At 53.3% G+C, this 25,564-nt stretch carries 24 protein-coding genes; 20 read left to right on the forward strand and 4 right to left on the reverse strand.

Translation table 11 applies throughout. The features are described 5' to 3' along the window. The first annotated feature begins 34 nt into the window (after nt 1-34). From fabH to ptsG, 11 genes are all read left to right on the forward strand, one after another. Nucleotides 35-988 (forward strand): beta-ketoacyl-ACP synthase III, encoded by a 954-nt coding sequence (fabH, locus tag ACE15A_RS08755; protein WP_023248232.1) that lies wholly within the window; start codon nt 35-37, stop codon nt 986-988. 15 nt (nt 989-1,003) lie between these two features. Continuing rightward, entirely contained in the window at nt 1,004-1,933 is a 930-nt protein-coding gene (fabD, locus tag ACE15A_RS08760; protein WP_053509521.1) for an ACP S-malonyltransferase, read from the forward strand. A 12-nt stretch (nt 1,934-1,945) separates the two neighbouring features. Further along, complete coding sequence (gene fabG / locus ACE15A_RS08765) at nt 1,946-2,680, forward strand: 3-oxoacyl-ACP reductase FabG (RefSeq protein ID WP_000007236.1); 735 nt, start codon at nt 1,946-1,948, stop codon at nt 2,678-2,680. A gap of 277 nt (nt 2,681-2,957) precedes the next feature. After that, complete coding sequence (acpP, locus tag ACE15A_RS08770; RefSeq protein ID WP_000103754.1) at nt 2,958-3,194, forward strand: acyl carrier protein; 237 nt, start codon at nt 2,958-2,960, stop codon at nt 3,192-3,194. An 85-nt stretch (nt 3,195-3,279) separates the two neighbouring features. Then, nucleotides 3,280-4,521, forward strand: a complete 1,242-nt coding sequence (gene fabF / locus ACE15A_RS08775) for a beta-ketoacyl-ACP synthase II (protein WP_023248234.1) — start codon at nt 3,280-3,282, stop codon at nt 4,519-4,521. Nucleotides 4,522-4,644: 123 nt separating this feature from the next. Further along, nucleotides 4,645-5,454, forward strand: a complete 810-nt coding sequence (gene pabC / locus ACE15A_RS08780) for an aminodeoxychorismate lyase (RefSeq protein ID WP_053509519.1) — start codon at nt 4,645-4,647, stop codon at nt 5,452-5,454. Nucleotides 5,455-5,456: 2 nt separating this feature from the next. After that, a complete protein-coding gene (gene yceG, locus ACE15A_RS08785) occupies nt 5,457-6,479 on the forward strand; it encodes a cell division protein YceG (RefSeq protein WP_053509517.1) in 1,023 nt (340 codons plus the stop codon). Next, nucleotides 6,469-7,110 (forward strand): dTMP kinase, encoded by a 642-nt coding sequence (tmk, locus tag ACE15A_RS08790; protein WP_053509515.1) that lies wholly within the window; start codon nt 6,469-6,471, stop codon nt 7,108-7,110. The genes yceG and tmk overlap by 11 nt, the downstream gene beginning before the upstream one ends. Continuing rightward, on the forward strand, nt 7,107-8,111 hold the full coding sequence (gene holB, locus ACE15A_RS08795; protein WP_023248237.1) for a DNA polymerase III subunit delta': 1,005 nt from the start codon (nt 7,107-7,109) through the stop codon (nt 8,109-8,111). Before tmk ends, holB begins: the two co-directional genes overlap by 4 nt. Before the next feature lie 10 nt (nt 8,112-8,121). Beyond that, nucleotides 8,122-8,919, forward strand: coding sequence for a metal-dependent hydrolase (locus ACE15A_RS08800; protein WP_023248238.1), 798 nt, complete (start codon nt 8,122-8,124; stop codon nt 8,917-8,919). Between the two features lie 294 nt (nt 8,920-9,213). Further along, nucleotides 9,214-10,647, forward strand: a complete 1,434-nt coding sequence (ptsG, locus tag ACE15A_RS08805; protein WP_023184882.1) for a PTS glucose transporter subunit IIBC — start codon at nt 9,214-9,216, stop codon at nt 10,645-10,647. 141 nt (nt 10,648-10,788) lie between these two features. Here the strand turns inward: ptsG and fhuE are convergent, their stop codons facing one another. After that, nucleotides 10,789-12,963: a ferric-rhodotorulic acid/ferric-coprogen receptor FhuE gene (fhuE, locus tag ACE15A_RS08810; protein ID WP_053509513.1), complete on the reverse strand. Its 2,175-nt coding sequence runs from the start codon at nt 12,961-12,963 to the stop codon at nt 10,789-10,791. 341 nt (nt 12,964-13,304) lie between these two features. Between fhuE and hinT the strand changes: the two genes are divergently transcribed. The 8 genes from hinT (at nt 13,305) to ACE15A_RS08850 (ending at nt 19,370) form a co-directional block, all read left to right on the forward strand. Then, nucleotides 13,305-13,664 (forward strand): purine nucleoside phosphoramidase, encoded by a 360-nt coding sequence (gene hinT, locus ACE15A_RS08815; protein ID WP_023248240.1) that lies wholly within the window; start codon nt 13,305-13,307, stop codon nt 13,662-13,664. A gap of 2 nt (nt 13,665-13,666) precedes the next feature. Next, on the forward strand, nt 13,667-14,041 hold the full coding sequence (locus ACE15A_RS08820) for a YcfL family protein (RefSeq protein ID WP_023248241.1): 375 nt from the start codon (nt 13,667-13,669) through the stop codon (nt 14,039-14,041). 13 nt (nt 14,042-14,054) lie between these two features. Beyond that, complete coding sequence (gene lpoB, locus ACE15A_RS08825; protein ID WP_023248242.1) at nt 14,055-14,693, forward strand: penicillin-binding protein activator LpoB; 639 nt, start codon at nt 14,055-14,057, stop codon at nt 14,691-14,693. Continuing rightward, nucleotides 14,674-15,498, forward strand: coding sequence for a thiamine kinase (thiK, locus tag ACE15A_RS08830; RefSeq protein ID WP_064055753.1), 825 nt, complete (start codon nt 14,674-14,676; stop codon nt 15,496-15,498). The genes lpoB and thiK overlap by 20 nt, the downstream gene beginning before the upstream one ends. Nucleotides 15,499-15,508: 10 nt before the next feature. Continuing rightward, on the forward strand, nt 15,509-16,534 hold the full coding sequence (gene nagZ, locus ACE15A_RS08835) for a beta-N-acetylhexosaminidase (RefSeq protein WP_023248244.1): 1,026 nt from the start codon (nt 15,509-15,511) through the stop codon (nt 16,532-16,534). Nucleotides 16,535-16,558: 24 nt separating this feature from the next. Then, a complete protein-coding gene (ycfP, locus tag ACE15A_RS08840) occupies nt 16,559-17,101 on the forward strand; it encodes an alpha/beta hydrolase YcfP (RefSeq protein WP_023248245.1) in 543 nt (180 codons plus the stop codon). Between the two features lie 246 nt (nt 17,102-17,347). Next, on the forward strand, nt 17,348-18,652 hold the full coding sequence (gene ndh, locus ACE15A_RS08845) for an NADH-quinone dehydrogenase (protein ID WP_023248246.1): 1,305 nt from the start codon (nt 17,348-17,350) through the stop codon (nt 18,650-18,652). 178 nt (nt 18,653-18,830) lie between these two features. Beyond that, entirely contained in the window at nt 18,831-19,370 is a 540-nt protein-coding gene (locus tag ACE15A_RS08850) for a glycine zipper 2TM domain-containing protein (RefSeq protein WP_001043449.1), read from the forward strand. A gap of 73 nt (nt 19,371-19,443) precedes the next feature. On the opposite strand, the gene ACE15A_RS08855 is transcribed toward ACE15A_RS08850, so the two are convergent. Beyond that, nucleotides 19,444-20,079 (reverse strand): TetR/AcrR family transcriptional regulator, encoded by a 636-nt coding sequence (locus ACE15A_RS08855; protein ID WP_023248247.1) that lies wholly within the window; start codon nt 20,077-20,079, stop codon nt 19,444-19,446. Between the two features lie 240 nt (nt 20,080-20,319). Here ACE15A_RS08855 and bhsA point away from each other — a divergent pair, with 240 nt between their 5' ends. Next, nucleotides 20,320-20,577 carry a multiple stress resistance protein BhsA gene (gene bhsA / locus ACE15A_RS08860; protein ID WP_023248248.1) on the forward strand — a complete coding sequence of 86 codons (258 nt, stop codon included), beginning with the start codon at nt 20,320-20,322 and terminating at the stop codon, nt 20,575-20,577. 164 nt (nt 20,578-20,741) lie between these two features. Here bhsA and ACE15A_RS08865 read toward each other — a convergent pair whose 3' ends face one another. Both ACE15A_RS08865 and mfd read right to left on the reverse strand, forming a co-directional pair. Continuing rightward, nucleotides 20,742-21,707 (reverse strand): L,D-transpeptidase family protein, encoded by a 966-nt coding sequence (locus tag ACE15A_RS08865; RefSeq protein ID WP_023248249.1) that lies wholly within the window; start codon nt 21,705-21,707, stop codon nt 20,742-20,744. A 147-nt stretch (nt 21,708-21,854) separates the two neighbouring features. After that, the gene (gene mfd, locus ACE15A_RS08870) at nt 21,855-25,301 is read right to left on the reverse strand and encodes a transcription-repair coupling factor (protein ID WP_129382403.1); all 3,447 of its coding nucleotides are present in this window, start codon (nt 25,299-25,301) and stop codon (nt 21,855-21,857) included. Nucleotides 25,302-25,564 lie beyond the last annotated feature (263 nt).

Consider the following 25,564-nt stretch of genomic DNA (forward strand, 5'->3'; position numbering starts at 1 on the left):
TAACGGTATATAACCGAAAAGTGACTGAGCGTACATGTATACGAAGATTATTGGTACTGGCAGCTATCTGCCCGAACAAGTGCGGACTAACGCCGATCTGGAAAAAATGGTTGAGACCTCTGACGAGTGGATTGTCACTCGTACAGGTATTCGTGAACGCCATATCGCCGCGCCAAATGAAACTGTCGCGACGATGGGCTTTACCGCTGCGAATCGCGCGCTTGAGATGGCGGGGATCGATAAAGACCAAATTGGCTTGATTGTGGTGGCTACCACATCAGCAACGCATGCATTTCCAAGCGCGGCATGTCAGATTCAAAGTATGCTCGGTATTAAAGGTTGCCCGGCGTTTGATGTCGCGGCAGCGTGCGCAGGTTTCACCTACGCGTTAAGCATTGCCGACCAGTACGTTAAATCCGGCGCGGTTAAACACGCGCTGGTGGTCGGTTCCGATGTATTAGCCCGCACCTGCGATCCTGGCGATCGTGGTACGATCATTATTTTCGGCGATGGCGCAGGCGCGGCCGTACTGAGCGCTTCTGAAGAACCGGGTATCATCTCCACCCATCTTCATGCCGATGGCCGTTACGGTGAATTACTGACCCTGCCGAATGCCGATCGCGTAAATCCGAATAACCCGATTTACCTGACGATGGCGGGCAATGAAGTCTTTAAAGTGGCTGTCACTGAGCTGGCGCATATTGTCGATGAGACGCTGGCGGCCAATAACCTGGATCGTTCAGAACTCGATTGGCTGGTGCCGCATCAGGCTAACCTGCGTATCATTAGCGCGACAGCGAAAAAACTCGGCATGTCGATGGACAATGTTGTCGTCACGCTGGACAGACACGGTAATACCTCCGCGGCTTCTGTCCCGTGCGCACTGGATGAAGCCGTGCGTGACGGGCGAATTAAAGCTGGCCAACTGGTATTGCTTGAAGCCTTCGGGGGGGGATTCACCTGGGGCTCCGCGCTGATTCGTTTTTAGTATAAGGATTTAAACATGACACAATTTGCATTTGTGTTCCCCGGTCAGGGTTCTCAGAGCGTAGGGATGTTGGCCGAAATGGCGGCAAATTACCCTATCGTAGAAGAAACGTTTGCTGAAGCTTCTGCGGCTCTGGGATATGATCTGTGGGCGCTCACCCAGCAAGGTCCGGCGGAAGAACTGAATAAAACCTGGCAGACGCAACCAGCGTTATTGACCGCTTCCGTCGCGCTTTGGCGCGTTTGGCAGCAGCAGGGCGGTAAAATGCCTGCGTTAATGGCAGGGCACAGCCTGGGCGAATATTCCGCGCTGGTTTGTGCTGGCGTCATCAATTTTGCTGATGCCGTTCGGCTGGTGGAAATGCGTGGTAAATTCATGCAGGAAGCGGTTCCGGAAGGCACCGGCGGCATGTCTGCGATCATCGGTCTGGATGATGCTTCTATTGCTAAAGCCTGTGAAGAAGCTGCCGAAGGCCAGGTTGTTTCTCCGGTTAACTTTAACTCGCCGGGGCAGGTGGTTATCGCCGGGCATAAAGAGGCGGTAGAACGTGCGGGCATAGCTTGTAAAGCCGCTGGCGCGAAACGCGCGCTGCCGCTGCCGGTGAGCGTGCCGTCGCACTGCGCTCTGATGAAACCAGCGGCAGAGAAACTGGCGGTTGAATTAGCCAAAATTACCTTTAGCGCGCCAACGGTGTCGGTAGTGAACAACGTTGACGTGAAATGTGAAACCGATGCTGCCGCTATCCGCGATGCGCTGGTTCGCCAGTTGTACAATCCGGTACAGTGGACGAAGAGCGTGGAAGTTATCGCGGCGCAGGGCGTTGAACATCTTTATGAAGTGGGTCCAGGTAAAGTCCTCACTGGTCTGACGAAACGTATTGTCGACACCCTGACAGCGTCGGCGCTGAACGAGCCGGCGGCGCTGTCTGCGGCACTTACGCAATAAAAGAGGAAAACCATGAGCTTTGAAGGAAAGATTGCGCTGGTGACTGGTGCAAGTCGTGGCATAGGCCGCGCAATTGCAGAGACTCTCGTTGCCCGCGGCGCGAAAGTTATCGGGACTGCAACCAGTGAAAATGGTGCGAAGAACATTAGCGACTATTTAGGTGCCAACGGGAAAGGTTTGATGTTGAATGTGACCGATCCTGCATCTATTGAATCTGTTCTGGAAAATATTCGCGCAGAATTTGGTGAAGTGGATATCCTGGTTAATAATGCCGGTATCACTCGTGATAATCTGTTGATGCGAATGAAAGATGATGAGTGGAACGATATTATCGAAACCAATTTATCATCCGTTTTCCGTCTGTCAAAAGCGGTAATGCGCGCTATGATGAAAAAGCGTTGTGGTCGCATTATCACTATTGGTTCTGTGGTTGGTACCATGGGAAATGCAGGTCAGGCAAACTACGCTGCGGCGAAAGCGGGTCTGATCGGTTTCAGTAAATCACTGGCGCGCGAAGTTGCGTCCCGTGGTATTACTGTCAATGTTGTGGCTCCGGGTTTTATTGAAACGGACATGACGCGTGCGCTGTCTGACGATCAGCGTGCGGGTATCCTGGCGCAGGTGCCTGCGGGTCGCCTCGGCGGCGCTCAGGAAATCGCCAGTGCGGTTGCATTTTTAGCCTCTGATGAAGCGAGTTACATCACTGGTGAAACTCTGCACGTCAACGGCGGAATGTATATGGTTTAATCACGGGATACACAAAATTATTCTGGTTGAATCAAGGCGGCAAGACCGAGAAGCCCGGGAGCATAGATTACTATGTGACCGGAGTAAGAGGACGCAGCCAACGATGAGTCAGCCTGAAAAAAGACGTGTAGAAAAATATTTGCGTTATTAGGGTGAATGGCCGCAAAATAACGTAAAATCGTGGTAAGACCTGCCGGGATTTAGTTGCAAATTTTTCAACATTTTATACACTACGAAAACCATCGCGAAAGCGAGTTTTGATAGGAAATTTAAGAGTATGAGCACTATCGAAGAACGCGTTAAGAAAATTATCGGCGAACAGCTGGGCGTTAAGCAGGAAGAAGTTACCAACAATGCTTCTTTCGTTGAAGACCTGGGCGCAGATTCTCTTGACACCGTTGAGCTGGTAATGGCTCTGGAAGAAGAGTTTGATACTGAGATTCCGGACGAAGAAGCTGAGAAAATCACCACCGTTCAGGCTGCCATTGATTACATCAACGGCCACCAGGCGTAAGTGAACATCTCCAGGCGGTCGTTCGACCGCCTGAGTTTTATCTTTTTGTCCCACTAGAATCATTTTCCCTCCCTGGAGGACAACCGTGTCTAAGCGTCGTGTAGTTGTGACCGGACTGGGCATGTTGTCTCCTGTCGGCAATACCGTAGAGTCTACCTGGAAAGCTCTCCTTGCCGGTCAGAGTGGCATCAGCCTGATCGACCATTTCGATACTAGCGCCTATGCAACGAAATTTGCTGGCTTAGTAAAGGATTTTAACTGTGATGACATTATCTCGCGTAAAGAACAGCGCAAGATGGATGCCTTCATTCAATATGGAATTGTCGCTGGCGTTCAGGCCATGCAGGATTCTGGCCTTGAAGTGACGGAAGAGAACGCAAGCCGTATTGGCGCCGCTATCGGCTCCGGCATCGGTGGTCTCGGTCTGATTGAAGAAAACCACAGTTCGCTGGTAAAAGGCGGACCGCGTAAGATCAGCCCGTTCTTCGTCCCGTCGACGATTGTTAACATGGTAGCAGGCCATCTGACTATCATGTATGGCCTGCGTGGGCCAAGCATCTCTATTGCAACTGCCTGTACTTCAGGCGTGCATAACATTGGTCATGCCGCGCGTATCATCGCCTATGGCGATGCGGACGCGATGGTGGCGGGTGGCGCTGAAAAAGCCAGTACGCCGCTGGGTGTAGGCGGTTTTGGCGCGGCGCGCGCACTGTCTACCCGCAACGATAATCCACAGGCGGCCAGCCGCCCGTGGGATAAAGAGCGCGATGGTTTTGTACTGGGCGACGGTGCCGGTATGTTGGTGCTTGAAGAGTACGAACATGCAAAAGCGCGTGGTGCGAAAATCTATGCCGAAATCGTCGGCTTTGGTATGAGCAGCGATGCTTACCATATGACGTCGCCGCCGGAAGATGGCGCAGGCGCTGCGCTGGCGATGGTTAACGCGTTACGTGATGCTGCTATTGAGCCTGCTCAGATTGGCTACGTCAACGCGCACGGCACGTCGACGCCAGCGGGCGACAAAGCCGAGGCGCAGGCGGTTAAGTCGGTCTTTGGCGATGCCGCAAGCCGAGTGATGGTGAGTTCGACCAAATCGATGACCGGCCATCTGTTGGGCGCCGCAGGCGCAGTAGAGTCTATTTTCTCTGTTCTGGCGCTGCGCGATCGGGCCATTCCGCCGACCATTAACCTGGATAACCCGGATGAAGGTTGCGATTTGGACTTCGTGCCGCACGAAGCGCGACAGGTAAGAAAACTGGAGTACGCTCTGTGTAACTCCTTTGGCTTTGGCGGTACTAACGGTTCCTTGATCTTTAAAAAGATCTAAGTAATGCCAGAGGCAGACATTACTGAAAAGGTCCGCTTAGCGGGCCTTTTTTATTAGGCATGTCACCCCTTGTTCTGTGTTATTCATCCTGCCACACTAGCAGGCTACGGATAAGGAGCCACTATGTTTTTAATTAATGGCCATGAGCAGGATAAGCTTGCTGTAAGCGACCGGGCGACGCAGTTCGGCGACGGCAGCTTTACGACCGCACGTATTGTTGACGGCAACATTTGTCATCTGGAAGCGCATCTCCAACGTTTGCAGGTTGCCTGTGAAAAATTACGAATCTCTTTTAGCCATTGGGCGACCCTGCGGCAAGAAATGACGATGTTGGCCGTAGGGCATGATTCAGGCGTGTTGAAAGTGATCATTAGTCGTGGTAGCGGTGGCAGGGGATACAGCGCCATGAATTGTCAGGCAGCTACCCGGATCCTCTCCGTTTCTGCTTATCCCGCTTATTATTCTCAGTGGCGCAAGCAAGGCATTGCTCTTACGCTTAGCCCTGTCCCCCTTGGGCGTAACCCCTATCTTGCCGGATTAAAACATCTGAACCGCCTGGAACAGGTGTTAATTCGCTCTCATCTTGAGCGGACGGACGCCGATGAGGCGCTGGTTCTTGACAGCGAGGGATGGGTTACGGAATGCTGTGCGGCTAATTTGTTCTGGCGTACAGGCGACATTGTTTCTACGCCGCGTCTGGATCAGGCAGGGGTGAACGGTATTATGCGGCAATTTTGTTTGCGCAAACTGACGCAGTCCCCTTTCCAGATCCTCGAAGTACAGGCGAGAGAGGAGGCGGTCAGGCAGGCGGATGAGGTCATCATCTGCAACGCGCTAATGCCGATTATTCCCATACGCGCCTATGACGGCGCGTCGTATTCTTCGCGAACACTGTTTCAATTTTTAGCCCCATTTTGTGAGCATCCGAATTAGTTATGAAAAAATTGTCAGGCGTTTTCCTTCTGCTGTTGGTTGTGCTGGGTATTGCCGCAGGCGTGGGGATGTGGAAGGTTCGCCATCTGGCGAACAGCACGTTACTTATTAAAGACGAGACTATCTTTACGCTCAAGGCGGGAACGGGACGGCTGGCGCTTGGCGACCAGCTTTATGATGAAAAAATCATTAATCGCCCTCGGGTATTGCAGTGGCTGCTGCGTGTTGAGCCTGAGTTATCGCACTTTAAAGCGGGAACCTACCGTTTTACGCCGGGTATGACCGTACGGGAGATGCTTGAGCTGCTGGAGAGCGGAAAAGAGGCGCAATTCCCGTTGCGGTTTGTGGAAGGGATGCGTCTTAGCGACTACCTCAAACAGTTACGAGAAGCGCCGTATATCCGCCATACGTTGCCGGATGATGATTACGCCACCGTCGCTCAGGCATTAAAGCTTGCGCACCCGGAATGGGTGGAGGGATGGTTCTGGCCCGATACCTGGATGTACACCGCCAACACCAGCGATGTCGCTATTCTCAAGCGAGCGCACCAAAAGATGGTGAAGGCTGTCGATACTGTCTGGAAAGGCCGGGCCGAGGGGCTGCCTTATAAAGATCAGAACCAACTGGTGACAATGGCCTCAATTATTGAAAAAGAGACGGCTGTCCCGGGAGAACGCGATCAGGTGGCATCGGTTTTTATTAATCGCCTGAGAATCGGTATGCGCCTTCAGACCGATCCCACCGTGATTTACGGGATGGGGGCGAGTTATAATGGTAAATTGTCGCGTGCGGATCTGGAAAAGCCGACGACTTATAACACGTATACCATAACCGGGCTGCCGCCAGGACCGATTGCATCGCCCAGCGAAGCGTCATTGCAAGCGGCGGCACATCCGGCGAAAACGCCGTATCTCTATTTTGTCGCCGACGGTAAAGGCGGCCACACGTTTAACACCAATCTTGCCAGCCATAATCGGTCAGTGCAGGAGTACCTGAAAGTGCTTAAGGAAAAAAATGGGCAGTAATTATATCGTCATCGAGGGCCTGGAAGGCGCCGGAAAAACCACTGCGCGCGACGTGGTGGTGGAGACCCTTGAGCAACTGGGTATTCGCAATATGATTTTTACCCGCGAACCGGGCGGTACGCAGCTTGCCGAAAAACTAAGAAGTCTGGTGCTGGATATCCGATCGGTAGGTGACGAAGTGATTACCGATAAAGCGGAAGTGCTGATGTTTTACGCTGCTCGCGTACAGCTCGTCGAAACGGTAATTAAACCCGCGCTGGCGCAAGGCGTATGGGTGATCGGCGATCGCCACGATCTTTCGACCCAGGCGTATCAGGGAGGAGGGCGCGGCATCGATCAAACCATGCTGGCGACGCTACGCGATGCCGTGCTGGGCGATTTTCGTCCTGACCTGACGCTGTATCTGGATGTCACGCCGGAAGTCGGGCTAAAACGCGCCAGAGCGCGCGGCGATTTGGATCGCATTGAGCAGGAATCTTTTGATTTTTTTAAACGGACCCGCGTGCGCTATCTGGAACTGGCGGCGCAAGACTCGCGTATCCGCACGATTGACGCGACCCAGCCGCTGGATGCCGTCATGCGCGACATTCGCGCCACGGTGACGAAGTGGGTGCAGGAGCAAGCGGCATGAAATGGTATCCATGGTTACGGCCCGCCTATGAAAAACTGGTAGAAAGTTACCAGGCGGGGCGTGGGCACCATGCGCTACTGATTCAAGCCTTAGCTGGCATGGGAGACGAGGCGCTGAGTTATGCGCTGAGCCGTTATCTGTTATGCCAGCAGCCTGAGGGCCACAAAAGCTGTGGGCATTGCCGTGGCTGTCAGCTTATGCAGGCTGGCACGCATCCGGACTATTACACGCTGACGCCGGATAAAGGAAAAAGCAGCCTCGGCGTAGATGCGGTACGCGAGGTTAGCGAGAAATTGTACGAGCACTCCCGTCTGGGCGGCGCGAAGGTGGTGTGGATTGCGGATGCGGCGTTATTAACCGACGCCGCCGCCAATGCGTTGCTAAAAACGCTGGAAGAGCCGCCGGAGCAAACCTGGTTTTTCCTTGCCAGCCCGGAGCCGGCTCGTCTGTTGGCGACATTACGTAGCCGCTGTCGGCTGCATCATCTGGCGCCGCCGTCCGAATCTTATGCGATGTCATGGTTGTCACGAGAAGTGACATCGTCACAAGAAGCATTACTCGCGGCGTTGCGCCTGAGCGCGGGGTCGCCCGGCGCCGCGCTGGCGCTGTTGCAGTCTGAACGCTGGGCGCAGCGTGAGGCGCTGTGTCAGGCGTTAATGGACAGTTTGCATACGGGCGACTGGTATGCGTTATTAACGGCGCTCAATCATGAGCAAGCCCCGGCGCGCCTGCACTGGCTGGCTACGCTGCTGGTAGACGCGCTTAAACGTCAGCACGGCGCGTCGTATCTGGCCAATGTTGATACGGACGCGGTTGTTGCCGCGCTGGCGGGGCTGCTATCCCCGGCGCGTATTCAGGCAATCCTGAACGATGTTTGCCATTGTCGTGAACAATTACTTCATGTGACCGGATTAAACCGCGAACTGGTATTAACCGATCTCATTCTCCGCATCGAGCATTACCTGCAACCAGGCGCCCTGTTGCCTGTTCCTCATCTTTGAGAGAGACATCATGTTTTTAGTCGACTCACACTGCCATCTTGATGGCCTGGATTATCAATCTTTGCATAAGGACGTGGACGATGTGCTGGCGAAAGCCGCCGCGCGCGATGTGAAGTTCTGTTTAGCGGTGGCGACGACGCTGCCGGGGTATCGCCATATGCGCGAGCTGGTGGGCAAGCGCGATAACGTGGTTTTTTCCTGCGGCGTGCATCCGTTAAATCAGGATGAAGCGTATGACGTAGAAGCGCTGCGCCTCCTTGCCGCAGAAGACGATGTGGTGGCGATGGGTGAGACCGGGCTTGATTACTTTTACACGCCTGAGACCAAAGTACGCCAGCAGGCGTCTTTTATTCATCATATCCAGATTGGTCGTGAATTGAAAAAACCGGTGATTGTGCATACTCGCGACGCGCGTGCCGATACGCTGGCTATCCTGCGCGAAGAAAAGGTGACGGATTGCGGCGGCGTACTACACTGTTTTACAGAAGACAGAGAAACGGCCGGCAAATTGCTGGATCTGGGATTTTATATCTCTTTTTCCGGCATCGTAACGTTCCGTAATGCCGAACAACTGCGTGATGCGGCGCGTTATGTGCCGCTGGATCGTTTATTAGTAGAGACCGATTCTCCTTATCTGGCTCCGGTGCCGCATCGCGGTAAAGAGAACCAGCCTGCGATGGTACGCGACGTCGCAGAATATATGGCGGTATTGAAAGGGGTTGCCGTTGAAGAACTGGCGCAGATCACCACCGATAACTTTGCTCGCTTGTTCCATATCGACGCGTCTCGCCTGTCATCTATCCGTTAAACGAGTTTTTTTAAAGCTCGTAATTAATAAGCAATACGCGTAAAGTTCACCGCCACAAAATGGGCGGTGAACGAGCTTATAGAAACATTCAGAAACCTATTTTGTCAGAATGTGATACTTTTTAGGCTATCTGGCGCTGAAACGTGATAGCCGTCAAACAAAATCAGACGTATTTATTTTACTCTGTGTAATAAATAAAAGGGCACTTAGATGTCCTGTCCACGGCGGGGTTCTCCCCCCTCGCCAATGCGTGAGAACGTAGAAAAGCACAAATACTCAGGAGCACTCTCAATTATGTTTAAGAATGCATTTGCTAACCTGCAAAAGGTCGGTAAATCGCTGATGCTGCCGGTATCCGTACTCCCTATCGCAGGTATCCTGCTGGGTGTCGGTTCCGCTAACTTCAGCTGGCTGCCAGCCGTTGTATCGCACGTTATGGCGGAAGCGGGCGGATCTGTTTTTGCCAATATGCCGCTGATTTTTGCTATCGGCGTGGCATTAGGCTTCACCAACAACGACGGCGTTTCGGCTCTGGCTGCGGTAGTGGCGTATGGCATCATGGTGAAAACCATGGCTGTGGTTGCGCCGCTGGTTCTGCATTTACCTGCTGAAGAGATCGCCGCAAAGCACCTTGCTGATACGGGTGTGCTTGGCGGTATTATCTCAGGTGCGATCGCAGCGTATATGTTTAACCGCTTCTACCGTATCAAACTGCCTGAGTATCTGGGCTTCTTTGCGGGTAAGCGCTTCGTGCCGATCATTTCGGGTCTGGCCGCTATTTTTACCGGTGTAGTGCTGTCTTTCGTATGGCCGCCAATCGGTACAGCTATCCAGGCGTTCTCGCAGTGGGCGGCTTACCAGAATCCGGTTGTGGCGTTTGGTATTTACGGTTTCATCGAGCGCTGTCTGGTGCCGTTTGGTCTGCACCATATCTGGAACGTTCCTTTCCAGATGCAGATCGGTGAGTACACTAACGCAGCGGGTCAGGTATTCCACGGCGACATTCCGCGCTATATGGCGGGTGACCCGACGGCGGGTATGCTATCCGGCGGTTTCCTGTTCAAAATGTACGGTCTGCCGGCGGCGGCCATTGCCATCTGGCACTCTGCTAAACCGGAAAACCGCGCGAAAGTGGGCGGTATCATGATTTCCGCCGCGCTGACCTCGTTTTTGACCGGTATCACCGAGCCTATCGAGTTCTCCTTCATGTTCGTGGCGCCGATCCTGTACATTATTCACGCGATTCTGGCAGGTCTGGCATTCCCGATCTGTATTCTGCTGGGGATGCGTGACGGTACCTCATTCTCCCATGGTCTGATCGACTTTATCGTGCTGTCCGGCAACAGCAGCAAATTGTGGCTGTTCCCGATTGTTGGTGCCGGTTATGCGATTGTGTACTACACCGTGTTCCGCGTGCTGATTAAAGCGTTGGATCTGAAAACGCCGGGTCGTGAAGACTCCACTGATGATGCAAAAGCGGGCGCGACCAGCGAAATGGCACCAGCTCTGGTGGCGGCGTTTGGCGGTAAAGAGAACATTACCAACCTGGATGCCTGTATCACGCGTCTGCGCGTGAGCGTGGCCGATGTAGCGAAAGTGGATCAGGCTGGCCTGAAGAAACTGGGCGCGGCGGGCGTTGTGGTCGCAGGTTCCGGCGTTCAGGCTATTTTCGGTACGAAATCCGATAACCTGAAAACGGAAATGGATGAGTACATCCGTAACAGCTAAGCAGTAATGATGTTGGGGAGAACTAAGGCAGCCATTCGGCTGCCTTTTTTAATGGCGTTTTACATTGCCTGATGGCGCTGCGTTTATCAGGCCTACAGGGGGAGACCGGATAAGGCATTTATGTCGCCATCCGGCAGTCTGTCAGAACTGATAATTGGCGGTGAGGCTCACGTTACGCGGCGCGCCGTAAACAATGGAACCATCAATATTGGTGTCGTAGGTTTTATCGAACAGGTTGTTAATGTTTCCCTGTACGGAGAAATTTTTCGTCACCTGATAGCGGGTAAACAGATCGATCAGCGCATAGCTGCCCTGTTCGGCGCGGAAAGTGCCATACGGAGTAGTGGTCTCTTTGTAAACCCGATTCTGCCAGTTCACGCCGCCGCCGACGGTCAGTTCCGGCATCACCGGCAGACGATAGCGGGTGAATAACTTCACGCTGGTGCGCGGCAAATTAGGGTTCACGGTGTTACCTTCGTTGTCCTCGGCTATATAACGGGTGGCCCCAAAAGTCATCTGCCAGTTATCGGTGATTGCGCCGTTCACTTCAAATTCGACGCCTTTGCTCACCGTTCCGTCAGTAGGTTTCCAGGCGAACTCCCCGTTACTGCCAGGAATGGGAATAGTGGTCGCCTGAGCGACATTATCCTGCTTAATGCGGAACACAGACAACGTAGTGGTGAGACGACTGTTCATCCAGTCGGATTTCAGTCCCGCTTCATAGTTGTTACCGGTAATCGGAGCCAGATATTGGCCCGCTTTGTCGCGTTTATTCTGCGGCTGAAAGATAGAGGTATAACTGGCATAAGCGGACCAGTTGTCGTTGATATCATAAATCAGCCCGGCATACGGCGTGGTATGGTTTTTCTCCATGCTGTAGGTCAGAGTATCAACACGCCAGTTGGTATAGCGAGCGCCAAGAATCAGATGCAGCGGGTCGGTCAGTGAAATGCGCGTGGCGGCATACAGCGATTTCATATGCGTGGTATCGTCCTGCGCCAGATTTTGTGGCGCCCAGTTGGTTTGCGGGAAATTACCATTAAAGGTGCTGAAGTTGCCAATGTCGTCCGGGAAGACGTTCGCCCAGGCGCTGAAATAGCGGTTATTTTGCTTACTATAACTCCCGCCAAACATCATGTTGTGCTGACGGTCAAACAGCTCATAAGCGCCATCGGCAAAGAGATCTATGGCATCTACTTTGCGCTTGCCGCTGTTCCAGCCAGTACCGCCGACCACGGGGTAGCTTGCGCCGTAAGGACTCGCCAGAGCGCCTGTCTCTTTATCCACTAAGGCATCAATATACATCATTTTACTGTCGAACTTGACCTTGGTATGGGTCGCATTCAGGGTCGCCTGCCAGCTTTCGGCAAAACGCTGCTTAAGCGTGACGAAGAATTTATTAATCTCTTTGTTATTATAAGCCCAGTCCGGGGCGGTACTGCGCGCGCGGTCATAGCTGTTTTTGCTGCCATCGGTGTTCCAGCGCGGCAGACCGCCCCAGGTTGGACTGTTGACATCAATTTTTTGATATTCATAACCGGCTGAAAGGCCAGTGGTTGCCCCCAGATCGGCATCGACAATTCCGGAAAAGAACGTTTTCTCACTGTTATAGCGGTCCAGCCAGGAATCATTATTCTGATAACCCGCCATGATGCGCCCACGGACGTTGCCGTCTGGGGTGAGCGGACTTTGCAAATCCATGACGTAACGCTGCTTATTCCAGCTACCGTATTCTGTTGAGATGTTACCTTTGAATTCCCGACTGGTGGCATGTTTACGGATCATATTGATCGAAGCGGAGGGATTACCGGTTCCGGTCATCAGCCCATTCGCTCCGCGAACCACCTCCACGCGCTCATACAGCGCGGTATCCGTTAGCGCATCGCCAAGATTCCAGCGGGACTCAAAATACGTTGGAATACCGTCAACCATATAGTTATCAATTTCAAACCCGCGGGAGTAATAGCTGATGCGATCGGAGTCGGCCTGGCTTCCGCTGATCCCCAGCGTATTGGTCATTACCTCGCCCAGGGTCTGCAACTGCTGGTCTTCCATACGTTGCTGGCTGACAATACTGACCGACTGTGGAATATCGCGTTGTGTCATCGGCATTTTGGTGCCCGCTGCGGTCGTTTTCACGCTGTAATCCTGTTCTTCGCGGTTTACGGCGTCAATGGTCGTCGCGCCCTCGACAATAACAGTATCCTCAGCCGCGAAGGCGGCAGGCATAAACGCCATCGCAATACCCATGGCTAACAACGATGGTGCGGCGGTAGACTGAATGTGTTTATCCCGGCGGTATTGAGTGAAAGACATCTGAAAATCCTTGCTTGTTATTGGAGTAAGTTCAGGACGTAAAACGTTGAACCTTTTCATTCTTTGTCAATTAATGCGCATAAAAATGCAAATGAGAAATATACGCATTTGTATTAAGTGTGTAAAACAGTATAAACCGTGAATCTGAAAATATTTTTTAAGCGTACGAAGGCGTCATGGCAGGGGGATATGGCGGCAAGTCCGGCATGTAGGCATTTTTCGCTTAATAAATCGTGGGTTAAAGTTGAAAGAGCGTCGGTAACTCGCTCATACTCTATACTCGCAGTATGGCTCGGCGTAGCATGTGCGCCGCAAGGGCTATTATGAAAAAGGAAAACGTCGTGGCAGAAGAAACTATATTCAGCAAAATTATTCGTCGTGAAATCCCTTCGGATATCGTTTATCAGGACGATCTGGTCACCGCATTTCGCGATATTTCACCGCAGGCGCCTACGCATATTCTGATTATTCCTAATATCCTGATCCCAACCGTCAATGACGCGACGGCGGAACATGAACAGGCGTTAGGTCGGATGATCACCGTGGCGGCGAAAATCGCCGAACAGGAAGGCATTGCCGAAGATGGGTATCGTTTAATCATGAATACCAACCGTCATGGGGGCCAGGAGGTCTATCATATCCATATGCATCTGCTGGGCGGTCGCCCGCTTGGTCCGATGCTAGCGCATAAAGGCTTGTAAGTATGATCAAAGGATGCATCGCGGTTTCTCTGGGCTTGCTGCTGCTTACCGGCTGCCGGTCACACCCTGAAATTCCGGTAAGCGACGCGCAGTCGCTGGTGATGGAGTCCACGGTTCTGGCGGCGGGCGTCACCGCCGAGCAGCCTGAACTGACGGCGTCTGATATCCACCCATCAGCCTCTTCACGCGTCTATAACGAAAGGCAAGAGCCCATTACCGTTCATTATCGGTTCTACTGGTATGACGCACGGGGGCTGGAGATGCATCCGCTGGAGGCGCCGCGTAGCGTAACCATACCCGCGCGTTCGTCGGTAACGCTATTTGGCAGCGCCAATTATCTGGGGGCGCATAAGGTCAGGCTTTATCTTTATTTGTGAGGAGTGAACTTTGATGACAAAAATGCATCGCTACGCCGCAATCGCAGCGCTGGCGATATTTCTCTCCGGGTGTATGGCGCAACGCGAGCCTGCGCCAGTTGAAGAGGTCAAACCAGCGCCAGAACAACCTGCACAGCCGCCGCAGCCTCCTGTTGTGCCGTCTGTACCGACGATTCCCCAGCAACCGGGGCCGATCGAACATGAAGATCAAACGGGCCAGCCAGCGCCTAAGGTGCGCCACTATGACTGGAACGGCGCGATGCAACCGCTGGTCAGCAAAATGTTGCAGGCTGATGGCGTGACGGCCGGAAGCGTATTGCTTGTCGACAGCGTGAATAACCGAACGAATGGGTCGTTAAATGCGAACGAGGCAACCGAAACATTACGTCATGCGCTGGCTAACAATGGTAAATTTACGCTGGTCTCCGTACAGCAACTCTCGATGGCAAAACAGCAGTTAGGGTTGTCTCCGCAGGATAGTCTGGGAACACGCAGTAAAGCGATCGGTATCGCGCGCAATGTCGGGGCGCAATATGTGCTCTACTCCAGCGCATCCGGTAATGTTAACGCGCCTGCATTACAGATGCAGTTAATGCTGGTGCAAACTGGCGAGATAATCTGGTCAGGTAAAGGTGCGGTCCAACAACAATAATTCCTTAACGCGCGACGAGATCCTGTCGCGCTATTTTCCACTGTATCGTCCCGTCGCCGCCGTATCGCAGGGGCTAAGCGGCGGGAGCTGTATTATTGCCCACGATACGCATCGTATCGTCTTGCGCCGTCATCACGATCCTGACGCTCCACAAGCCTATTTTTTACGTCATTACCGAGCCTTATCCCGGTTGCCGGTCAGTCTTGCGCCGCGAGCGCTTTTTTATACGTCAGGCTGGATGGCGGTAGAATATCTGCATGGCGCGGTAAATTCCGCTCTGCCGGATGCCGACGAGCTGGCGGCCTTACTGTATCATTTGCATCAACAGCCGCGTTTTGGCTGGCGTATCGCGCTATCGCCACTGCTGGCGCAGTACTGGGTGTGTTGCGATCCGGCGAGGCGTACACCGTTTTGGTTGCGGCGGCTCAAACAGTTGCAAAAAAACGGTGAACCCCGCCCGCTGCGGCTTGCGCCTGTGCATATGGATGTCCATGGCGACAATATAGTATTAACGCCCGCCGGACTGAGACTGATTGACTGGGAGTATGCCGGCGACGGCGATATTGCGCTGGAGCTGGCGGCGGTATGGGTTGAGGATGAACGGCAGCACCGACAACTGGCAAACGCTTATGCCGCGCGCGCGCGAATCGACGCGCGGCAGCTATGGCGGCAGATACGGTTATGGCAACCCTGGGTTATTATGCTGAAAGCAGGATGGTTCGAATACCGCTGGCGGCAAACCGGCGAGCAACAATTTATCAGGCTGGCCGATGAAACCTGGCGCCAGCTACGTATGAAAGGATGAGGAGAGCAGTGTGGGCCCAGTAATGTTGGATGTCGAAGGATTTGAGCTGGATGCGGAAGAGCGTGAGATACTGGCGCATCCGCGGGTTGGTGGGCTTATTCTGTTCACGCGTAATTACCATGACCCGGAACAGTTGCGCGAATTAGTGCGCCAGATTCGGGCGGCATCGCGTAACCATCTGGTGGTGGCCGTCGATCAGGAAGGCGGTCGCGTACAGCGTTTCCGCGAAGAATTTACCCGCCTGCCTGCGGCGCAATCTTTTTTTGCGCTACATGGGCTGGAAGAGGGGGGACGACTGGCGCAGGAGGCGGGGTGGTTGATGGCCAGCGAAATGATCGCGATGGATATTGATATCAGTTTTGCGCCAGTGCTGGACGTCGGGCATATCAGCGCGGCGATTGGCGAGCGCTCCTATCATGCCGATCCCGCAAAAGCGTTGGCAATGGCGACGCGCTTTATTGACGGCATGCATGATGCCGGGATGAAAACGACCGGTAAACATTTCCCCGGTCACGGCGCGGTCACGGCGGACTCCCACAAAGAGACGCCGTGCGATCCACGTTCTGAAACGGATATTCGCGGCAAAGATATGTCGGTGTTCCGCACGCTGATTAGCGAGAATAAGCTGGATGCGATTATGCCTGCCCACGTGATCTACCGCGCTGTCGATCCGCGTCCGGCAAGCGGTTCGCCGCACTGGCTGAAAACGGTGCTGCGTCAGGAGTTGGGCTTTGACGGCGTCATTTTCTCCGACGATCTGTCTATGGAGGGCGCGGCGATTATGGGCAGCTATGCTGAGCGCGCTCAGGCGTCGCTGGATGCGGGTTGCGATATGATTCTGGTCTGCAATAATCGTAAAGGCGCAGTCAGCGTGCTGGATAATCTGTCGCCGATCAAAGCAGAACGTGTTACACGTTTGTATCATAAAGGTTCATTTTCACGCCGGGAGCTCATGGACTCAGCGCGCTGGAAAACAGCCAGCGCCCAGCTCAACCAGTTACATGAACGCTGGCAGGAAGAAAAAGCAGGTCATTAACTCGGGTTTTCGTGAGGGTGCCAGATGATTATTTATTTACACGGTTTTGATTCAAATAGTCCGGGCAACCATGAGAAAGTGTTGCAATTACAGTTTATCGACCCGGATGTCCGGCTGGTAAGCTACAGTACGCGGCATCCTAAGCACGATATGCAGCATCTGCTGAAAGAAGTGGACAAAATGTTGCAGTTGAATGTGGACGATCGCCCTTTAATCTGTGGCGTGGGGCTGGGCGGTTACTGGGCGGAGCGGATTGGCTTTTTGTGCGATATCCGTCAGGTGGTCTTTAACCCGAACCTTTTCCCCTATGAAAACATGGAGGGGAAAATCGATCGCCCGGAAGAATATGCGGACATCGCCACAAAGTGCGTGACTAACTTTCGCGAAAAAAATCGCGATCGTTGTCTGGTGATCCTCTCGCGCCATGACGAAGCGCTGGACAGCCAACGATCATCGCAAGCGCTTCACCAGTATTATGAAATTGTGTGGGATGAGGAACAGACTCACAAATTTAAAAATATTTCGCCGCATTTGCAACGTATCAAAGCGTTTAAAACGCTGGGGTAACGCCATCCGGCATTATCGATAACGGGATAACCAGCCTTATGGCTGGTTTTTTTATGCTCAATTCTCGCAGGTTGTCTATCTTTTCAGCATGAAAACTTGATGCACATCAATTTTGGTATGACCAATGCACCGTTCATGCTATTCTCATATTAGAAGCCAATGTCCAATAACGTAACTTGTTGTTAATTAAAGGCTAAGGCAATAACTTTTAATTAACAATTGGTTAATAAATTTAAGGGGGTCACGTTGACTACACCATTAAAAAGGATCGTGATTGTCGGTGGCGGCGCTGGCGGGCTGGAAATGGCGACGCAGTTAGGCCATAAACTGGGGCGCAAGAAAAAAGCGAAAATCACGCTGGTAGACAGAAATCACAGCCACCTGTGGAAACCACTGCTGCACGAAGTGGCGACTGGCTCTCTGGACGAAGGCGTGGATGCGCTGAGCTATCTGGCTCATGCGCGTAATCATGGTTTCCAGTTCCAACTGGGGTCGGTGATGGATATTGATCGGCAAGCAAAAACCATCACCATTGCCGAGTTGCGTGATGAAAAGGGCGAACTGCTGGTGCCGGAGCGCAAAATCGCGTATGACACGCTGGTGATGGCGCTGGGCAGTACCTCTAATGATTTCAACACGCCGGGCGTGAAAGAGCACTGTATCTTCCTCGATAACCCGCATCAGGCGCGCCGTTTTCACCAGGAGATGCTGAACCTGTTCCTCAAATATTCGGCTAATCTGGGAGCGAACGGTAAGGTCAATATCGCCATCGTTGGCGGCGGTGCGACGGGGGTTGAGCTGTCGGCTGAACTGCATAATGCGGTAAAACAGCTACATAGCTATGGTTATAAGGGGCTGACCAACGACGCGCTGAACGTGACGTTGGTTGAGGCTGGCGAGCGTATTCTGCCTGCGTTGCCGCCGCGTATCTCCAGCGCTGCGCATAATGAACTGACCAAACTGGGCGTTCGCGTGCTGACTCAAACTATGGTCACCAGCGCCGACGAAGGCGGTCTGCATACTAAAGAAGGCGAGTATATTCAGGCCGATCTGATGGTGTGGGCGGCGGGTATCAAAGCGCCAGATTTTATGAAAGAGATTGGCGGTCTGGAAACTAACCGCATTAACCAACTGGTGGTGGAACCGACGCTGCAAACCACGCGCGATCCTGATATTTATGCGATTGGCGACTGTGCTTCCTGCGCACGTCCGGAGGGAGGCTTTGTACCGCCTCGCGCTCAGGCGGCGCATCAGATGGCTACCTGCGCGATGAATAACATTCTGGCGCAGATGAATGGCAAGCCGCTGAAATCCTATCAGTATAAAGATCATGGATCGTTGGTCTCGCTGTCCAACTTCTCTACCGTTGGTAGTCTGATGGGGAACCTGACCCGCGGTTCAATGATGATTGAAGGACGTATCGCCCGCTTCGTGTATATCTCGTTATACCGTATGCACCAGATAGCATTGCATGGATACTTTAAAACCGGCCTGATGATGCTGGTGGGAAGTATTAACCGCGTCATTCGTCCGCGCCTGAAACTGCACTAATTTCTCTGCGGCTCACCGGTTGTTCGCACCGGTGAGCGCTTCTCCGTATCTTTCTTCGGAGTTGTCCGAATCCTTCAGATTTACCGTCTCATCCCACACTTTTCATCCTCATTCCGATTGGCTTTGTTCGCATACTGGTTGCAAAATTGTTACCAATAGCAACGAAGGAGGAACTCCCGTGAATAAATCAATGTTGGCGGGTATAGGGATTGGCGTAGCGGCTGCGCTGGGCGTGGCGGCAGTAGCCAGTCTCAACGTATTTGATCGTGGTCCGCAATATGCGCAGGTGATATCGGCTAAACCGATTAAAGAGACGGTAAAAACGCCGCGTCAGGAGTGCCGTAATGTCACCGTCACGCATCGCAGACCGGTCCAGGACGAAAACCGTATCGCCGGCTCAGTGCTTGGCGCAGTAGCAGGCGGCGTGATTGGACATCAATTTGGCGGCGGTCGTGGTAAAGATGTGGCGACGGTCGTCGGGGCGCTGGGCGGCGGTTATGCTGGCAACCAAATCCAGGGATCAATGCAGGAAAGTGATACTTACACTACCACGCAGCAACGCTGTAAGACGGTGTATGACAAATCTGAAAAGATGCTTGGCTACGACGTGACGTACAAAATTGGCGATCAGCAGGGCAAAATCCGCATGGATAAAGACCCCGGAACGCAAATTCCCCTCGACGGCAATGGCCAACTGGTTCTGAATAACAAAGCATAAAAAAGCTGTACTCTGCAAGTTAGCCCCTCATTCGCTCAGGCTGAGGGGCTTTTTTTATCCGAAACTGCGTCGTTCAGGGTTTGAGCAATTCAGGCCAGATGCGCAGAGTCGTGCGCGTGATTTGCATCAGTTGTTCGAAGGTGGCTCCTTCACGGGCGCTAATCGACATTCCCTGTAAAATACAGTTTATATATTCTGCGAGCGCCTGCGGGTTACAGTACGCCGGAATTTCACCGCGCTCCTGGCGCTGACGCAGAAACTGAATGAGCGTCTGCTCTTGCATGGCGTGGCGTGATTTTACTGTACGGGCGATATTGTGCGAGGAGGCGGCCAGGGTGGCGGACGTATTAATCATAAAACAGCCAGCCGGCGTGTCTGTGCTGGTAAAACAGGCAGCAATTTCTGTGAAATAATCTTCCAGCGCGCATTCCACGCTTTTCTCTTCGCAAAAGAGCTGGGCTTCGTGCTTTGAGGCAAAGCGAGTGATGTAGCGATCCAGGACAGCGCGAAATAATCCTTCTTTGTTAGTGAATTCCGCATAGAGAGTAGGCGCTTTCGCCCCGGTAGCCTCTACGAGATCGGCAAGCGAAGTTGCTTCATAGCCGTGTTGCCAGAAGAGGGTCATGGCCTTATCAAGCGCGGCTTCCCTGTCGAACACTTTTGGTCGGCCACGGCTTTTCTTCGCGCAACTCGTGGTATCCGTTGTCATGATGCCGTTGTACCTGTTTAAAGGGGGGATCTCTATTATAAAAACAAACGACTTCTGGCTCCAGCGTGTTCATTAGAAAAATACATCAATTCTATTCACATGAAAAATAACATCTTTATAAATTATATAACGATCATTATAAAAAGAGATTGACGCGTGATGCAGATCACATCTATGATTAATTTATCGATCGTTAAGTTAATGCTTGCGACACTCATTCATCTGCTAAAGGTCATAACTATGAAAAACGTAAAAACCCTCATCGCTGCTGTGGTACTTGGTTCGCTCTCATTCGCCAGTTTCGCCGCCGTTGAAGTCCAGGCAACACCAGACGGTCAACAGAAGTTTGGTACCATTTCTGCGAATGGCGGCACAAATCTGGGATCGCTGGAAGATCAGCTGGCGCAGAAAGCGGAGGAGATGGGCGCGAAGTCTTTTCGTATTACCTCTGTCACCGGTCCGAATACCCTTCACGGTACGGCGGTAATCTACAAGTAAGCATTAACCCTCATTAATGTCACTGCGATTGCCACAATAAAAAGAAAAAGCCTCGCGATGTATCGCGAGGCTTTTTTGTCGGTCGGATAAGGCGGTTATGCCGCTATCCGGCGTAAACCAGCCTGATGGTGCTTTACTTATCCGGCCTATAAATACCGTAACGCTTACAGCGACTGCGGTTTTGTCTCCGGGTGACGGGTTACATCCACCGGCATTCCGGAACGCACTTCCATAACATGTTCCATCACCGCGGCGTCGGTCTGCGGCGCGTCCTTAAACGTCTGTATAGGGCCATTCAGCACAATCGGCAGCACCTGCGGATCGTCGCCTATATTTTTAGACAGCGGCTGATGAACCTCCACCAGTCGCACGCCGCCTGGCTCCACCGAGGCTTTAATCGGCGTATTGATAATATTCACTTTGGTTCCCGGCGTGACCTGACGGAACAACGTCTCTATATCACCGTCGCGCAGGCGGATACAGCCGGAACTGACGCGCATACCAATGCCAAAATCGGCATTAGTGCCATGTAACAGATAGACGCCGCCGTAGGCCGCTAAACGAATCGCGTGATGCCCCATCGGGTTATCGGGACCGGCAGGCACCACGGCGGGGAGATCGATGCCTTGCGCTTTATAGCGGGCGCGAATATTGGCGGTCGGCGTCCAGGTTGGATTGGCGCGTTTATCCGAAATGGTTGTCACCATCGTTGGCGTCAGGGTATCGCCGCCCAGTTGACCAATCCCGATAGGGTAGACCGTGACCGTATTTTTCCCCGGTTGATAATAATAAAGCCGTAATTCCGCGAGGTTAATGACGATACCTTCACGTGGCGCGTCCGGTAGCAGCGTTTGCAGCGGAATCGTCAGCACGCTGCCTGCGCGTGGCACGTAAGGATCAATGCCGGGGTTGGCCTGTAACAGGGCTAAAAAGCCCACGTTATATTTTTTGGCGATCGCCTCCAGCGAGCCGCCGTCGTCTTCGACGACATGGAATTTATTTTCCCCTACCAGTCGACTGCCGGGAGGCGGAAGAGGCCACGTATTCGCCTGCGCGGGAAGAGCAAGCATGATGGTCGCGGTAAGCGCAAGCAACGCCCACCAGCGAGAGAGTCGCGTATTTTCGAACATTATAATAAGCCCATGATTATTATGTGGTTATTTTTATAAAAGAGGAAATAAGAATTATGGCGGCTGGCTGTGTCTGGAACTGCAGGGAAGTGCAAAGAATTTGTAAAGATTAGGCCGGACGCAGGGTAATGACGCCCGGCCTGACGCTTATGCAATAGCGTTTTCTTCCAGTTGCTGCATAAACTGGCGTACCCAGTCTATACGCGTTTTACGTTCGCTTAAATCCTGAATAAACTTGAGGCGCGTCGGGCCATCCAGACGGAAATGCTGCGGCTGTTTTTGCAACAACCCGATAAGCCAGGTGGGGTCAACGTGGTTTTTCTCGGCGAACTCAATCGTTCCGCCTTTCTCGTTACCCTCCAGTTTTCGGATGCCGAGCTTTTGCGCCTGTTGGCGCAGGCGAGCGATATCCAGCAGATTACGCGCCGGATCGGGCAGCAGGCCGAAGCGATCGATCAATTCCACTTTGATCTCTTCCAGCTCGTTTTCGTTCTTAGCGCTGGCAATGCGTTTATAGAATGACAGCCGGGTATTAACATCCGGAATAAAATCATCCGGCAGTAACGACGGCATTCGCAGCTCGACTTCCGTTTGCTGGCTGGTGAGATCTTCCAGCGACGGTTCGCGGCCTGCTTTCAGCGCATCGACGGCGTTTTCCAGCAGTTCCATGTAGAGTGAGAAGCCAATGGTTTCCATTGAGCCGCTTTGCTCTTCGCCAAGCAGTTCGCCCGCGCCGCGGATCTCCAGATCGTGGGTCGCCAGCGCAAACCCGGCGCCTAAATCCTCCAGCGACGCAATCGCCTCCAGCCGTTTTTGCGCATCGGTGGTCATTGCTTTAGGGTGCGGCGTCAGCAGCCAGGCGTAGGCCTGGTGGTGCGAGCGCCCTACGCGGCCGCGTAACTGGTGCAACTGCGCGAGGCCGAAATGATCCGCGCGTTCAATGATGATCGTGTTAGCGGTGGGGATGTCGATTCCCGTTTCGATAATCGTAGTACACACCAGCACGTTAAAACGTTGATGGTGGAAATCGTTCATGACCCGTTCCAGTTCACGTTCGCGCATCTGCCCGTGGCCAATGGCGATTCGCGCTTCCGGCACCAGTTCCGCCAGCCGCTCTGCGGCTTTCTGAATATTTTCGACATCATTGTACAAATAGTAAACCTGACCGCCGCGCAGAACTTCACGCAGAATCGCTTCCCTTACCACCAGGCTATCGTATTCGCGGACAAAGGTTTTTACCGCCAGACGGCGTGCAGGGGGGGTGGCGATAATAGAAAGATCGCGCATACCGCTCATCGCCATATTCAGCGTCCGCGGGATCGGCGTCGCCGTGAGCGTCAGAATATCGACATCGGCGCGCATCGCCTTAATTCGCTCTTTGTGGCGCACGCCGAAACGGTGCTCTTCATCGACAATCAGCAGGCCGAGGTCGCGCAGCTTCACATCGCTTTGTAGCAGTTTATGAGTACCGATCAGAATATCGATCTTACCCTCGGCGGCTTCCGCCAGGATTTGCGTCTGCTCTTTGGCGCTGCGAAAGCGGGACAGCATCTCAATACGTACCGGCCAGTTGGCGAAACGGTCGCGGAAGTTGTCATAGTGTTGCTGCGCCAGTAGCGTAGTCGGCACCAGTACCGCCACCTGTTTGTGGTTTTCCACCGCCAGGAACGCGGCGCGCATCGCCACTTCGGTTTTGCCGAAGCCGACGTCGCCGCACACCAGCCTGTCCATCGCCAGCGGTTGGCACATATCGCTCAATACGGCGTTAATCGCCTGTGCCTGATCGGGCGTCGTTTCAAACGGGAAGCTGTCGCAGAATAACTGGTACTGCTCACGATCATGCTTAAAGGCAAAACCCTCTTTTGCCGCCCGTTGCGCATAAATATCCAACAGTTCCGCCGCCACATCGCGCACTTTTTCCGCCGCTTTTTGCCGGGCGCGCGACCAGGCATCGCCGCCCAGTTTATGCAGCGGCGCACTTTCTTCCGCGCCGCCGGCATAGCGGCTAATCAGGTGTAATGAGGAGACCGGTACGTACAGTTTGGCGTCATTGGCGTAAGTGAGCATCAGATATTCGCCCTTGATGCCGCCAGCCTCCAGAGTGGTCATGCCGGCATAACGCCCGACGCCGTGCTCCAGATGCACTACCGGTTGGCCGACGTGAAGCTCCGCCAGGTTACGAATCAACGTATCCGGGTTGATCGTGCGGCGGGAATCCTGGCGGCGACGCGCGACCCGTTCACCCAAGAGATCGCTTTCACAAATCAACGCCAGATTGCGTTGGGTGTCGATAAAGCCATGTTCCGCGGCGCCAATCATCAGATAGCGTCCCGCATCCTGCGCCTCGTCCAGGTGTAAAATCCGCTTCGGCGCGATTTTTATGCGAGCAAGGAGCTCCCCCAGCGCTTCGCGACGTCCTTCGCTTTCCACCGAGAAAATCACCGGGCCGTTGAAAGATTCGAGGAATTTACGTAGCGCGTCCAGCGGCGATTTTTGCTGCGCCTGGATAGCCAAATCTGGTAATTTCTGGAAACCGAGATTGGTATTGGCGGCTTTTTCCGGCAGATGGTCGGTCTTAAGCTGGAGGCGAGGCCAGCGTTTAAGCTCGGAAAAGAGCTCATCCACTCGTAGCCAAAGGGCTTCCGGCGGCAAAAGCGGGCGCATAGGATCGACGCCGCGATTTTCAAAACGCGCCAGCGTATCGGCCTGAAAGCGTTCGGCGCTGGTTTCCAGCGAGCCGGTATTCACCACCAGAGTGTTGGCGGGGAAGTAGCTAAATAATGGCGGCAGCGGTTCGCTGAAAAAGAGCGGTTGCCAGTATTCGATCCCGGCGGGCAGGGTGCCTTTGCTGACCTGCTGATAGATGTGCTCGGCGTCGCGTTTTACCTCAAAGGTATCGCGCCACTGGCTACGGAAAAGCTCAATAGCGGTTTTGTCGGTAGGAAATTCGTGCGCGGGCAGCAAATTAATGGCCTCGACTTCCTCCAGCGTACGCTGGGTATCCGCGTCAAACAGACGCAGGCTGTCGATTTCATCATCAAAAAAGTCGAGGCGATAAGGCTGTTCGCTGCCCATCGGGAAGAGATCCAACAGCGCGCCGCGCGTCGCGTATTCGCCATGCTCCATAACCTGATCGACATGCCGATAACCGGCGCTGTCGAGCTGTGCGCGCAGAGCGTCGCGGGACAGCCGCTGGCCTTTTTTCATCACCAGCGCATGACCATGCAGATAGCTATGTGGGCAAACACGCTGCATCAGGGTGTTTACCGGTACAATCAAGACGCCGCGCTGCATCGATGGCAACTGGTAGAGCGTGGACAGACGAGAAGAGATAATTTCCTGATGCGGGGAGAAACTGTCATACGGTAGCGTTTCCCAGTCCGCCAGGTTCATGACCATCTGATCGGTAAACTGGCGGATTTCATCATGCAGTCGCAGAGCATTTTGCATGTCAGGCGCTATGAGTACCACCGGGCCGGCATGTCGTTCGACTATCTCCGCCACCAGCGTGGCGCAGGCGGCGCCGGTAAGCTCGCCCAACTGGCGCTGATCGCCCGCTTTTGTCGGCAGCGTGTAACGTTGTTTTTCAGGCATAACGGTTGTCAGTATCTCTTTTTGTTTTACGCCGCACTCTACGCGTCATCCTTCAGGCTGCTTCATGGTTGGCTGCGCGCCGGAACAGCATGAAGGGCTCAGGTATTCAGGGGCATATGACTGATAAGCAATGTTCTTTATTATCCGCGATCGTTGCCTATTAGCAAATTGAATCCGCCGGATAACACGCCGGACAGGTGAAGTATGAACGCATAAGTGACTTGATTTATCGGCATTTTTCAGAATAACGCTGACGAACTCTT

It is taken from the genome of Salmonella sp. HY31 (assembly GCF_042604575.1).
GTDB lineage: Bacteria > Pseudomonadota > Gammaproteobacteria > Enterobacterales > Enterobacteriaceae > Salmonella > Salmonella diarizonae.

What these genes read in the sequence shown, in the direction of transcription:
- fabH (WP_023248232.1), top strand. Translation starts at nt 35, where the DNA reads ATGTATACGAAGATTATTGGTACTGGCAGCTATCTGCCCGAACAAGTG.
- fabD (WP_053509521.1), top strand. Translation starts at nt 1,004, where the DNA reads ATGACACAATTTGCATTTGTGTTCCCCGGTCAGGGTTCTCAGAGCGTA.
- fabG (WP_000007236.1), top strand. Translation starts at nt 1,946, where the DNA reads ATGAGCTTTGAAGGAAAGATTGCGCTGGTGACTGGTGCAAGTCGTGGC.
- acpP (WP_000103754.1), top strand. Translation starts at nt 2,958, where the DNA reads ATGAGCACTATCGAAGAACGCGTTAAGAAAATTATCGGCGAACAGCTG.
- pabC (WP_053509519.1), top strand. Translation starts at nt 4,645, where the DNA reads ATGTTTTTAATTAATGGCCATGAGCAGGATAAGCTTGCTGTAAGCGAC.
- yceG (WP_053509517.1), top strand. Translation starts at nt 5,457, where the DNA reads ATGAAAAAATTGTCAGGCGTTTTCCTTCTGCTGTTGGTTGTGCTGGGT.
- tmk (WP_053509515.1), top strand. Translation starts at nt 6,469, where the DNA reads ATGGGCAGTAATTATATCGTCATCGAGGGCCTGGAAGGCGCCGGAAAA.
- holB (WP_023248237.1), top strand. Translation starts at nt 7,107, where the DNA reads ATGAAATGGTATCCATGGTTACGGCCCGCCTATGAAAAACTGGTAGAA.
- ACE15A_RS08800 (WP_023248238.1), top strand. Translation starts at nt 8,122, where the DNA reads ATGTTTTTAGTCGACTCACACTGCCATCTTGATGGCCTGGATTATCAA.
- ptsG (WP_023184882.1), top strand. Translation starts at nt 9,214, where the DNA reads ATGTTTAAGAATGCATTTGCTAACCTGCAAAAGGTCGGTAAATCGCTG.
- fhuE (WP_053509513.1), bottom strand. Translation starts at nt 12,963, where the DNA reads ATGTCTTTCACTCAATACCGCCGGGATAAACACATTCAGTCTACCGCC.
- ACE15A_RS08820 (WP_023248241.1), top strand. Translation starts at nt 13,667, where the DNA reads ATGATCAAAGGATGCATCGCGGTTTCTCTGGGCTTGCTGCTGCTTACC.
- lpoB (WP_023248242.1), top strand. Translation starts at nt 14,055, where the DNA reads ATGACAAAAATGCATCGCTACGCCGCAATCGCAGCGCTGGCGATATTT.
- ycfP (WP_023248245.1), top strand. Translation starts at nt 16,559, where the DNA reads ATGATTATTTATTTACACGGTTTTGATTCAAATAGTCCGGGCAACCAT.
- ACE15A_RS08855 (WP_023248247.1), bottom strand. Translation starts at nt 20,079, where the DNA reads ATGACAACGGATACCACGAGTTGCGCGAAGAAAAGCCGTGGCCGACCA.
- bhsA (WP_023248248.1), top strand. Translation starts at nt 20,320, where the DNA reads ATGAAAAACGTAAAAACCCTCATCGCTGCTGTGGTACTTGGTTCGCTC.
- ACE15A_RS08865 (WP_023248249.1), bottom strand. Translation starts at nt 21,707, where the DNA reads ATGTTCGAAAATACGCGACTCTCTCGCTGGTGGGCGTTGCTTGCGCTT.
- mfd (WP_129382403.1), bottom strand. Translation starts at nt 25,301, where the DNA reads ATGCCTGAAAAACAACGTTACACGCTGCCGACAAAAGCGGGCGATCAG.